10 protein-coding genes are annotated in these 11729 nt (G+C 62.8%); 5 read left to right on the top strand and 5 right to left on the bottom strand.

The features are described 5' to 3' along the window. From JHL16_RS01650 to cobA, 3 genes are all read right to left on the bottom strand, one after another. Positions 1-1479, bottom strand: coding sequence for a cobyric acid synthase (locus JHL16_RS01650; RefSeq protein ID WP_246770735.1), 1479 nt, complete (start codon positions 1477-1479; stop codon positions 1-3). Between the two features lie 249 nt (positions 1480-1728). Further along, positions 1729-3012, bottom strand: a complete 1284-nt coding sequence (locus tag JHL16_RS01645) for a cobyrinic acid a,c-diamide synthase CobB (protein ID WP_200183170.1) — start codon at positions 3010-3012, stop codon at positions 1729-1731. Then, a complete protein-coding gene (cobA, locus tag JHL16_RS01640; protein ID WP_200183169.1) occupies positions 3005-3859 on the bottom strand; it encodes a uroporphyrinogen-III C-methyltransferase in 855 nt (284 codons plus the stop codon). The genes JHL16_RS01645 and cobA overlap by 8 nt, the downstream gene beginning before the upstream one ends. A gap of 42 nt (positions 3860-3901) precedes the next feature. On the opposite strand from cobA, the gene JHL16_RS01635 reads away from it, so the two are divergent. From JHL16_RS01635 to JHL16_RS01615, 5 genes are all read left to right on the top strand, one after another. Beyond that, complete coding sequence (locus JHL16_RS01635) at positions 3902-4651, top strand: cobalt-precorrin-6A reductase (protein ID WP_200183168.1); 750 nt, start codon at positions 3902-3904, stop codon at positions 4649-4651. Positions 4652-4835: 184 nt separating this feature from the next. Further along, a complete protein-coding gene (locus tag JHL16_RS01630) occupies positions 4836-5855 on the top strand; it encodes an amino acid ABC transporter substrate-binding protein (protein ID WP_200183167.1) in 1020 nt (339 codons plus the stop codon). A 102-nt stretch (positions 5856-5957) separates the two neighbouring features. Continuing rightward, positions 5958-7148 (top strand): amino acid ABC transporter permease, encoded by a 1191-nt coding sequence (locus tag JHL16_RS01625; RefSeq protein ID WP_200183166.1) that lies wholly within the window; start codon positions 5958-5960, stop codon positions 7146-7148. A 3-nt stretch (positions 7149-7151) separates the two neighbouring features. Then, the gene (locus JHL16_RS01620; protein WP_200183165.1) at positions 7152-8666 is read left to right on the top strand and encodes an amino acid ABC transporter permease; all 1515 of its coding nucleotides are present in this window, start codon (positions 7152-7154) and stop codon (positions 8664-8666) included. Next, complete coding sequence (locus JHL16_RS01615; protein ID WP_200183164.1) at positions 8666-9442, top strand: amino acid ABC transporter ATP-binding protein; 777 nt, start codon at positions 8666-8668, stop codon at positions 9440-9442. Before JHL16_RS01620 ends, JHL16_RS01615 begins: the two co-directional genes overlap by 1 nt. Positions 9443-9646: 204 nt before the next feature. Here the strand turns inward: JHL16_RS01615 and JHL16_RS01610 are convergent, their stop codons facing one another. Together JHL16_RS01610 and sseA are read right to left on the bottom strand one after the other, a co-directional pair. Further along, entirely contained in the window at positions 9647-10876 is a 1230-nt protein-coding gene (locus JHL16_RS01610; protein WP_200183163.1) for an aminopeptidase, read from the bottom strand. Further along, positions 10873-11724: a 3-mercaptopyruvate sulfurtransferase gene (sseA, locus tag JHL16_RS01605; protein WP_200183162.1), complete on the bottom strand. Its 852-nt coding sequence runs from the start codon at positions 11722-11724 to the stop codon at positions 10873-10875. The genes JHL16_RS01610 and sseA overlap by 4 nt, the downstream gene beginning before the upstream one ends. Between the last annotated feature and the right edge of the window lie 5 nt (positions 11725-11729).

Below are 11729 nucleotides of genomic sequence, written 5' to 3'. Positions count from 1 at the left end.
TCAGAGCTTCACCGGGCTGGCGAGGCCGAGCAGGCGTTCGATGTCGAGATGGCGGGCAAGGTGATGGGCGAGCTTGTCGAGGGTGGTCTCGACCGTCTGCTCGAAAGCCAGCGTGCCGGTCTCGGCGCCGAGCCGCGACAGGAAATGGCGACGAAAATCATCGCCCGCGAAGAGGCCGTGAATATAAGTTCCCATCACGCGGCCGTCGGAAGAGCAGGCGCCGTCCGGCGCAGTGTCGATGAAGGTGAAAGGCCGCGCGCCATCCGGCCCCTGCGTGGTGCCGAGATGGATCTCATAGCCGGTGACGTCGAGACCGCTCGCCGCATGACGCGCCGTGACGCGGGTCAGCGTCTTGTCGGGCAGCAGCGTGGTTTCGACATCGAGCAGGCCCAGGCCGGCCGAGGAGCCCGCCGGCCCTTCGAGGCCTTGCGGATCGTGAATCATGCGGCCGAGCATCTGATAGCCGCCACAGACACCCAGCACGGCGCCGCCCTGGCGATGATGCGCGGCGATGTCGATATCCCAGCCTTGCGCGCGCAAGGCGGCGAGATCGCCGATCGTCGATTTGGAGCCGGGGATGATCACCAGATCGATGTTGCGCGGCATGGGCTTGCCGGGCTGGACGATTTCCAGCGTAACGCCGGGCTCGAGCTTCAAGGGATCGAGATCATCGAAATTGGCGATGCGGGGCAGGCGCGGCACCGCGATATGGAAATTGCCGCCGCCGCTCGCAGCCGCCTTTTCCAAAGCCACCGCATCCTCGGCCGGCAGCAGGCGGGCTTCGGCGAAATGCGGCACGATGCCGAGACAGGCCCAGCCGGTCCGCGCTTCCGTGAAGGTGACACCTTCTGAAAAGAGATCAGGATCACCATGGAAGTTATTGATCAGAAAACCTTTTATCCGCCCGGCGTCGTCTTCCGGCAGGATCGTCTGGGTGCCGACGAGCGAGGCGATGACGCCGCCGCGATGGATATCGCCAATGAGGACGACCGGCACACCGGCCGCTTCGGCGAAGCCCATATTGGCGAGATCGCCCTGGCGCAGATTGACCTCGGCCGGACTGCCTGCACCTTCGACGATCACCAGATCGGCCTCCCGGGTGAGCTTCCGGAAGCTGTCGAGCACCGCCGGCATGTACTGGCCGCGCGTCCTGAAGAACTCGCGGGCGCTTGCCGTCACCGCGCGCTTGCCCTGGACGATGACCTGCGCACCGGTGGTCGTCTCGGGCTTGAGCAGGATCGGGTTCATATGGACGGTCGGCTGGACGCGGGCAGCGCGCGCCTGCAGCGCCTGGGCGCGGCCGATCTCGCCGCCATCGACGGTGACCGCGGCATTGTTCGACATGTTCTGCGGCTTGAACGGCCTGACCGCCAGGCCGCGCTCGCTGAAGAGCCGGCACAGGCCGGCGGCGATGAGCGATTTGCCGACATCGGAGCCGGTGCCCATCAGCATGAGCGCTTTGGCGGGAAATTTAGGCATGGGACGCCTCCCACTTTCTCTCGCTCCCCTCAACGAGCAGTTTCCCCTTCGCCCGTTGCGAAGCAATGGGAGAAGGTGGCCGAAGGCCGGATGAGGGCTCTTTCCTTAAGCAAGTGCGGATTTCGACATGCCCAGGAAGAGCCCTCACCCGCCCTATCGGGCACCCTCTCCCATCCTGCGGACGGGAGAGGGGGAAAACTTGGTGAGGCTTTGCCCTCTGCATGCGCAATAGCATTGTGATACGCGCCCTCATGCGATCACATGGGCATAGGAGCCCATCACCCGGTTGCGTCTTTGGCCCATCGGGCCCAGATCGCGGCCCGCCGCGTCCTCGGCGCGGAAGAGGGGTATCGCGTCGTCCTGGCGCGCGATGGTCGAATAATGGAACTCATGACCCTTGAGCGTCGCGGGGAAGGGCAAGGCGCCGTCATGGGCGAGGCGGCGATAGCCCAGATGCAATTTGCGCCGGGCAAAGCTCGTGGTGACCGGCAGAAGACCAGCCATCGCGTGCTCCGCGCCTTCCGCGTCGATGAGTGCCTGGCCCAGAACCATATAGCCGCCGCACTCGCCATAGATCAGGCGATCCTTCGCGGCGACGCTCCTCAGGGCCGTGACGAAGGTCGCCGCTTCGGCCAGGCGGCCTGCATGCAGCTCCGGATATCCGCCCGGCAGATAGATCGCATCGGCATGGGCCGATGGCACTTCATCGGCGAGCGGCGAGAAGAACGAGAGCTCCGCGCCGGCGCGGCGCCAGCCGGTGAGAAGATGCGGGTAAAGGAAGGCGAAAGCCTCATCGCGCGCGATCGCGATATGCTGGCCGAGCGGCGGCAGCACATTCTGCGGCGGCGTCGAGGAGATGGGGCATGCCAGCTTCAGCAGCCGGTCGATGTCGATATGCTGCGCGACGGCGTCGGCGGCGCGGTCGAGGAAGCTCTTCAGATCCTCATGCTCGCTCGCCTGGACAAGACCCAGATGCCGGCTCGGCAGAACCAGGCCGCCGTCACGCGGCACGGCGCCGAGGACGGTAACCTCCATGTTACCGAGCGCCTGACGCAATATGTCTTCATGGCGGGGGCTGGCGATGCGATTGAGGATGACGGCCGGAACCGCGAGCGTAGGGCGCAGACTCTGAAAGCCGTGGACGAGGGCGGCGATCGATTGGGCCTGGTGGCTGCAATCGACGACCAGCACGATGGGCAATTTCAGATCCTCGGCGAGATCGGCGGTCGAGCCGCGTCCTGTCTCTGGCCCGTCGAACAATCCCATCACGCCTTCGACCAAGGTGAGCGACGCGCCCGATCCGATCTCGGCGGCAAGGCTCGCGGCGAGGGTTGGGCTCATCGCCCAGCCGTCGAGATTGAAGCAGGCGCGCCCGGTCGCCGCTTCATGGAAGCGCGGATCGATGTAATCCGGACCGACTTTCGCCGAAGCGACCTTGACGCCTTGCCGGGTAAGGGCGCGCAGAAGCGCCAGCGTCACCAGCGTCTTGCCGCTGCCGGAGGCAGGTGCTGCAATGACGATCCCGTCAGCCAACGGGATTCTCCCGGAGCGCTCCCTGATACCAGTCGAAGACGGCGCGCCAGTCGGCGATGGGCCCTAGGACGACGATGGCCGGCGTGGCCAGCTCGGTGTGGCTGAGGAACTCGCGTACCTCGCCGAGCCTTGTGTGGGCCACGGCCTGTTGGGGCAGCGTCGCATTGGAGATGATCGTCACGGCATCGTCCTTCGCGCGGCCGCCGGCGATGAGTGCTTCGGCGATTTCGTCCAGGTTCTTCACCGCCATATACATCACGATCACCGGTGTCGCCGTGGCGACCGCCTGCCAGTTCACATTGGCCGGCATCTTGCCGGACGCGTCATGGCCGGTGAGGAAGATCACCGAGTGGTTGGTGTCGCGATGGGTGGCGGGAAGCCCGGCATAGGCCAGCCCGCCTATGCCCGCCGTGATGCCCGGCACGATGCGGAAGGGGATCTTGGCCTTGACCAGATGCTGGCACTCTTCGCCGCCCCGGCCGAACATGAAGGGATCGCCCCCCTTGAGGCGTAGGACCCGCTTGCCGGCCTGGGCCAGCTCGATGAGACGCACGGAAATGTCGCGCTGCTGGGCCGAGGGCTTGCCGCCGCGTTTACCGGCATATTCGAGCTCTGTTCCGGGCCGGACCCATTTCAGGATGCCGGGATTGACGAGCGCGTCATAGACGACGACATCGCTCGATTGCAGCGCGTGATAACACAGAAGTGACATGAGGCCCGGGGCGCCGGGGCCGGCGCCGACCAGCCAGACCCAGCCCGGTTCGAAGATCGGAAAGGGCTCGGCATCGAGGCGCGCGAAACCCGAAAGGGCAGCGCCGTCGGCCGTGCTGTTCGATTGTTTGTCCATTGGATGTTGTTGGCCCGATTTCCCGGATAATACAATCGGCTTATGGCGAGTGCGAAAGGCAGGGTCTTGATTCTGGGCGGAACGGCGGAAGCGCGCGATCTCGCGGGCCTGCTCTGCGACGCGGGCTATGCGCCGGTGACCTCGCTGGCCGGCATTACAAGTGCTCCGGCGGCGATTCGCGGTGAGACCCGGCAGGGCGGCTTCGGCGGGCCCGACGGGCTCGCCCGTTACCTTGAGGAGGGGGACTTCCAGGCGCTTGTCGATGCCACCCACCCCTTTGCCGGCGTCATATCACATCACGCGACGGAGGCGGCCCGGCGCTGCCGCTTGCCTTTGATCCGGCTCGAGCGCCCATCCTGGGCGCTCGAACCCGGTGAGCGCTGGACCGAGGTTCCCGACAATGATGCTGCGCTGCAGGCCTTGCCCAAGGGCGCCCGGGTGCTGCTCACCATCGGGCGCAAGGAGGTCAGGCCTTTTCTGGCGCGGGCTGATATTTCGGGCGTGGCGCGGATGATCGAGCCCATGGGATATCCCCCCGCCGCCGGCTGGCAAGTGCTTCTGGCCCGGCCGCCTTTTGGCCTTGACGCAGAACTGCAGCTATTGGGCGATCATGGTGTCACCCATCTGGTGACCAAGAATTCCGGGGGTGAGGAAACGCGCGCCAAGCTGACGGCGGCGCGTATAAAGGGGGTGGAGGTGGTGATGATCCGGCGACCGCCCAAGCCCGCGGCGTATACCGTCGCCGATCCCGGTTCACTTCTCATACTTCTTGATGAACGCCTAGGCGCTTGACCCAGCCGCGTTTCTCGGCTTCTCTGATTTGAAGGGAACCGGGCCCAGGCCTCGTTCTCGAGGGAGTAACAAAATCGGACAGGCAGACCGCTCCAGAATATACAATGGCCCGGCAAGGGCTCAGCGATCTCCTCACAGAGATACGAAAATTCAGGGCGGCAGCATGTTCAGAGAAGGATCAGCAATGAAAAGCAAGCTTTTGACATTGGCATTGGGACTCGGCCTCAGCGTCGCTGCGGTCTCGGCGGCTTCCGCCGGAACGCTCGACGACGTGAAAGCCAAGGGCTTCATCCAATGCGGTAGCAATCCGAGCCTCATCGGCTTCGGCTTCCCGGACGACCAGAACAACTGGACCGGCTTCGACGTCGATTTCTGCCGGGCTCTCGCCGCGGCGGTCTTCAACGATCCGACGAAAGTGAAGTTTACACCGCTTTCCGCCAAGGAACGTTTCACTGCGCTCCAATCGGGTGAAATCGACGTGTTGTCGCGCAACACGACATGGTCGATGAGCCGCGACACCTCGCTCGGCCTGAAATTCGCGGGCGTCACCTATTATGACGGCCAGGGCTTCATGGTGAAGAAGTCGCTGGGCGTGAACAGCGCGCTCAACCTGAACGGCGCATCGGTCTGCACCCAGACCGGCACCACGACCGAGCTCAACCTCGCCGACTACTTCAAGGCCAACAACATGACCTATCAGGTCGTGGCCTTCGAGAAGAACGAGGAAGTGCTGAAGGCCTATCAGGACGGCCGCTGCGACGTCTACACGACCGACCAGTCCGGCCTCTATGCCGAACGCCTCAAGCTCGCCGCGCCGGATGATCATGTGATTCTGCCGGAGATCATCTCCAAGGAACCGCTGGGTCCGGTTGTGCGCCAGGGTGACGATGCCTGGTTCAACGTGGTGAAGTGGACCTATTATGCACTCGTCAATGCCGAGGATCTCGGCATCACGCAGAAGAATGTCGATGAGATGAAGAACTCGACGAACCCCGAAGTCATGCGCTTCATGGGCAAGGAGGGTGACTTCGGCGTCGGCATCGCTCTCAGCAATGACTGGGCCGCGCAGATCGTCAAGCATGTAGGCAACTACGGCGAGATCTTCGAGCGCAATCTGGGCGAGGGCACCAAGCTCAAGATTGCCCGCGGCAAGAACGCGCTGTGGAGCAAAGGTGGCCTGCAATACGCGCCGCCGATCCGCTGATCGATTTTTGGAAGCCCGGAGAAAATCCGGGCTTCCTGTTTTTTCTGCACAACGAGATCACGTTCGAACGTGACGGTTGCGATAGGGTGGAAGGGGTGAGAGATGACCGCAGTCATCGATGAGGCGCGTCCGCAACGCGTCTCAGCGTTTAACGATCCGAAGATCAGATCGCGCGTCGCGCAGATCATCTTCTTGTTGCTGGTGCTCTGGCTCGGCTACGAGATCATCCACAACACGGCGGTCAATCTGGCGAGACTCAACAAGACATTCGATTATAAGTTTCAGTTTCTGTGGACCACCGCCGGCTTCGATATCATCCAGAGGCCGATCGAGTACACGCGCGACTCGACCTATTTTCGCGCCATTCTGGTCGGCTTTCTCAACACGCTGATCGTCGCCGCTCTCGGCATCTTCTTCGCCACCGTAATCGGCTTCATCATCGGCATCATGCGGTTGTCGTCGAACTGGGTCATCGCCAAGATCGCTACCGGCTATGTCGAGCTCATCCGCAATATCCCGCTGCTGCTGCAGATCTTCTTCTGGTACGCAGCCGTCCTCAAGCCGCTGCCGGGCCCGAAGGAAAGTGTCAACTTCTTTGATCTCGCGTTCCTCAGCAATCGCGGCCTGGTAACCCTGAAATTCATCTGGGGCGAGGGGAGCGGCTATATCGTTATCGCCTTCATCTTGGGAGTTGTCGGTGCTTTGGCCGTCGGGCATTGGGCGAAGCGCCGTCAGGAACGCACCGGCGAGCAGTTCCACAGTTTCTGGGCAGGATTGGGTTTGATCATCGGCCTGCCGCTCCTCGCCTTCCTGATTCTCGGCGGGCCAGTGACCTTCGAATATCCCGTGTTCAAGGGGTTCAATTTTGTCGGCGGCTTCACCATCCTGCCGGAACTCATCGCCCTCGTTCTGGCGCTGTCGATCTACACCGCATCTTTCATTGCCGAGATCGTGCGCGCGGGCATCATGGCGGTGAGCCATGGCCAGACGGAAGCGGCGCATTCTCTGGGCCTCAGATCACAACCGACCCTCAGGCTGGTGGTGATCCCGCAAGCGCTCCGAGTGATCATCCCGCCCTTGACCAGCCAGTATCTGAATCTGACCAAGAACTCCTCGCTCGCCGTCGCCATCGCCTATCCCGATCTCGTGGCCATGGGCGGTGTCGTCAACAATCAGTCGGGCCGGGCCGTCGAGGTCGTTCTCATCTGGATGTTCATCTATCTCTCGCTCAGCCTTGTGACTTCGGCTTTCATGAATTGGTACAATGCGCGCGTGCGCCTGGTGGAGAGATAGGCCATGACCGACGTTCCATCACCGCAGGGCTGGGTCCGCAGCGAAGATGCGCCGCGGCTTCCGGCGCCGCCCAATACCACAGGCCCCGTCGGCTGGATGCTGACCAATCTGTTTTCCAGCCCGATGAATTCAGTGCTCACCATACTGGGCGCCAGTTTCGTGATCTGGATCGCCTGGGGCGTCATCGACTGGGCCCTGATCCGCGGTGTCTTCACCGGCGAGGATCGCGAGGCTTGCGTCGCCGTTCCGAACTCGGGCGCCTGCTGGCCCTATGTCTGGGCCAAGTTCCATCAGTTCGTCTATGGATTTTACCCCTTCGACCAGCGCTGGCGGGTGAATATCTGCTTCATCGTCGGCGCCGTGACGCTCGCCACGATGGCCATGCCATCGCTGCCCTACAAGAAATGGAACGCGCTGTTCCTGCTGGTCGTCTATCCGTTGATGACTTTCGTGCTCTTGACCGGCGGAAATCTCAACCTGTCGAGCGCGACAATCTACTTCATCACCGGGGCTTTGCTGTTCTCGGCGCTCGTCGTTCCGATCGCCGCCTTTGGCATCGAGGAGGGGATACAACGCAACAAGCTCGCGCTTATACTGGCGGGCATTGCCGTGGCTATCTGGCTTGTCTCCCTCTTCGTCTCGATGCCAGAGATAAACGCCTTTGGCGGATTCATCTCCGTCGCCACCTTAATCAATCTCTTGCTGCTGACCGCCGCCGCCGTCCTGTCGATCGGGCATAGGGCTTCGACCAGGGACATCGCCGCACGTTCGGCGCTGCTCGGATGGGTCGGGGCGGTCTCGGCAATCATCGCCGTGCTCGTGCTGGTTACCGCCGATTTCGGTCTGGTGCAGGTCGAGACCCAGCAATGGGGCGGTCTCCTGGTGACGCTCGTGGTCGCCGTCACCGGCATTGTCGCGGCACTTCCCTTGGGCATTCTGCTCGCCTTAGGGCGGCGCTCGAAGATGGTGGTGGTACGGCTGTTCTCGATCGTCTTCATCGAGGTCTGGCGCGGCGTGCCGCTGATCACCGTGCTGTTCATGGCCAGCATCATGCTGCCGCTGTTCCTGCCGGAGGGCACGAATTTCGACAAACTGCTGCGTGCGTTGGTCGGTACGGCGCTGTTCTCGGCGGCCTATATGGCGGAAACAGTGCGTGGCGGCCTGCAGGCCATTCCCAGGGGACAGTATGAGGCGGCCCAGGCGCTGGGGTTGTCCTATTGGCGGATGATGAACCTGATCGTCCTGCCGCAGGCGCTCAAGATCGTCATTCCCGGCATCGTCAACGCCTTCATCAGCCTGTTCAAGGACACGACCCTGGTGCTCATCATTGGTCTTTTCGACCTTCTGGGCATCATCAATGCCAGCTTCAGCGACCCTAAATGGGTGTCGCCACAAACCGGAACCACAGGTTACTTTGTCGCTGCCTTGATGTTCTGGGTTTTCTGTTTCGCCATGTCGCGCTATTCGCTATTCATGGAACGCCGGCTCGCGACCGGCCATAAAAGAAGAGGGATTTGATGGCTCAGGCATCTGCTCAAAGGGTGGAAAAGAACGAAGCCGGCGAGGTGGCGATCCAGCTGCTCGGCGTCAACAAGTGGTATGGTGAGTTCCATGTGCTGCGGGACATCAATCTCTCCGTTGATCGTGGCGAACGCATCGTCATCTGCGGCCCGTCGGGCTCCGGCAAGTCCACTCTCATCCGCTGCATCAACCGCCTGGAAGAGCACCAGTCGGGTCAGATCATCGTCGACGGCAACGAGCTCACCAATGATCTCAAGCGCATCGACGAAGTGCGCCGCGAGGTCGGCATGGTGTTCCAGCACTTCAATCTCTTCCCGCATCTGACCGTGCTCGAAAACTGCACGCTGGCGCCGATCTGGGTGCGCAAGATGTCGAAGGCCGATGCCGAAGCCGCGGCGATGAAATATCTCACCCGCGTGAAGATCCCCGAGCAGGCGAACAAATATCCGGGCCAATTGTCGGGCGGCCAGCAGCAGCGCGTGGCGATTGCCCGCTCGCTGTGCATGAACCCCAAGATCATGCTGTTCGATGAGCCGACCTCGGCGCTCGATCCGGAAATGATCAAGGAAGTCTTGGAAGTGATGGTCGATCTGGCGCAATCGGGCATGACGATGATATGCGTCACCCACGAAATGGGCTTTGCCCGTCAGGTCGCCAACCGCGTGATCTTCATGGATCAGGGCCAGATCATCGAGCAGAACTCGCCGGTCGAGTTCTTCAACAACCCGAAGAGCGAGCGCACCAAGCTCTTCCTCAGCCAGATCCTGCACTAAGGACGACTTAAAACAAAAATCCCCGCTCCTGTGGAGCGGGGATTTTTTGCGCAATTGGGCCTAACGATGCTATCTCAACCTCATCCGGCCCCGAGAATAACAGGGGAATTCGGAAATCCCTGTAGATCCCTGCTAATCCCCTGATAATCCGCTGCAGAGTCCCCTGTATTTCTACAGGGGAATATCAGCGGACCCCGGCAACGCTCAGGCCGCCCACTCGCCCTTGCGCATCAAAGGCTCGGTGCGGCCATCGGCCAGGACGCCGTCGATGTCGAGCGCGCCTGAGCCGATCATCCAGTCGACATGAATGAGGCTCGCATTGGCGCCGGCGGCGGCGAGCGCGTCCTTGCTCAGGCTGCCGCCATTGGCGAGTGTGTCGCTGTAGGATTGACCCACCGCGATGTGGCAGGCGGCGTTCTCGTCGAAGAGCGTGTTGTTGAAGACGATGCCGCTCGCCGAGATCGGCGAGGAATGCGGCACCAGCGCCACTTCGCCGAGGCGGGCGGCGCCTTCGTCGGTCGCGATCATGGTGGCGAAGATATCGGCGCCCTTGTCGGCATGGGATTCGACGATGCGGCCAGCCTCGAAGCGCACCTTGATGCCTTCGATGAAGGTGCCCTGATAGGACAGCGGCTTGGTCGAGGACAGGATGCCGTCCACCCTGTCCTTATGCGGCATGGTGAAGACTTCCTCGGTCGGGATATTCGGGTTGCAGGTGACGCCGTTCTTCGCCGTCGAGGCGCCGCCCTTCCAGACATGGCCGTCGACGAGGCCGAGCGTCAGGTCGGTGCCGGGGCCTTTGTATTTTAGCGCCTGATAACGCTTGCCATTGAGGAAGTCGGTGCGCTGGCGCAGCTTGCGCGAATGCTCGACCCAGGCCGCGACCGGATCGGGCGTGTCGGCGCGGCTGCAGGTGTAGATGGCGCGCCACAAGGCATCGAGCGCTTCGGCGGGCGCCTTGCCGGGAAATACCGAGCGCGCCCAGGCGGGCGTCGCCGCGGCGGCGACACACCAGTTGATGGCGTGGCCGGCGATGAGCTCGAGGGCGGGGCGATAGGCCTTGGAGCGGGCGCGGTTGGCGCGCGTCACCTTGTCGGGATCCTGTCCGGCGAGCAGAGACGGGTCCTCACCGATGATGGCGAGCCGCGCCGCACCCGCCTTGAAGGCGTTGGCGAAGCCGTCGAAGAGCCAGGCCGGGGCGGTGTCGAAGCTCTTGTCGTCGGCATGGGCGAAACGGGCGAGCGTCGCTTCATCATCGCCATAGAAGGTCGTGACCAAGGTCGCGCCGGCCTTGTAGGCATGTTCGGTGATACGGCGCACCAGCGGCACGGCGTCGACAGGCGCCGTCATGACCAGTTCCTGTCCGGCGGTGACATTGACGCCGGAGCGGACGATCAGTTCGGCATAACGGTCGAGGAGGTCGGCATGAGTCATGTAGCGGGTCCTGTTGCAACGGGAGTATCGGCGGCCGCACCCCATTCGCTCCAGGAGCCATCGTAAAGCGCATGCTCCTTGGCGCCGATGAGGGTGAGGCCAAGTGTCAGGATCGCGGCGGTGACGCCCGATCCGCAGGAGGTGATGACCGGCTTCTTTACATCGATGCCGGCTGCCGCGAAGATCTTGGCGATCTCGTCGGGTGATTTGAGCGTGCCGTCCTTGTTGAGCAGCGTGGCGTAGTGGACATTGGCGGCGCCAGGCATATGGCCTGAGCGGACGCCGGGACGGGGCTCGGGCTCGGCGCCGGTGAAGCGGCCGGGCGAGCGCGCATCGGCAATCTGGCTCTTGCCGGATTTGATCGCTCCCAGGACATCGGCCTTGTCGCGCACCATCATCGACTGGACACGCGCCGAAAAATGCCGTTCCTGCGGCTTGCCCGGCGGGTCCTCGTCGACCGCGCGGCCTTCCGCCTTCCATTTCGGGAAGCCGCCATCGAGCACCGCGACATCGTCATGACCGAAGATGCGGAACATCCACCAGGCGCGCGCCGCCGAGAACAGTCCGGCGGTATCATAGGCGATCACCTTCTTGCCGTCGCCGATGCCGAGCTTCCGCATGCGCGAGGCGAATTTCTCGGGGCTCGGCAGCATGTGGGGCAGGCTCGTCGTGGTGTCGGAAATATCGTCGAGATCGAAGAACTGGGCGCCCGGAATGCGCGCTGCCTGGAACTCGGCCTTGGCGTCCCGCTTCGCCGTCGGCAGATGCCAGGAAGCGTCGATGATCGCGATGTCCGGCGCATCGAGACGCTCGGCCAGCCACTCGGTGGATACGACATAAGGCGACATGACTC

The sequence above is a fragment of the Taklimakanibacter albus genome (genome assembly GCF_016595235.1).
Taxonomy (GTDB): Bacteria; Pseudomonadota; Alphaproteobacteria; order Rhizobiales; family Aestuariivirgaceae; genus Taklimakanibacter; species Taklimakanibacter albus.
This window is presented reverse-complemented; position numbering and strand designations above follow the sequence as displayed.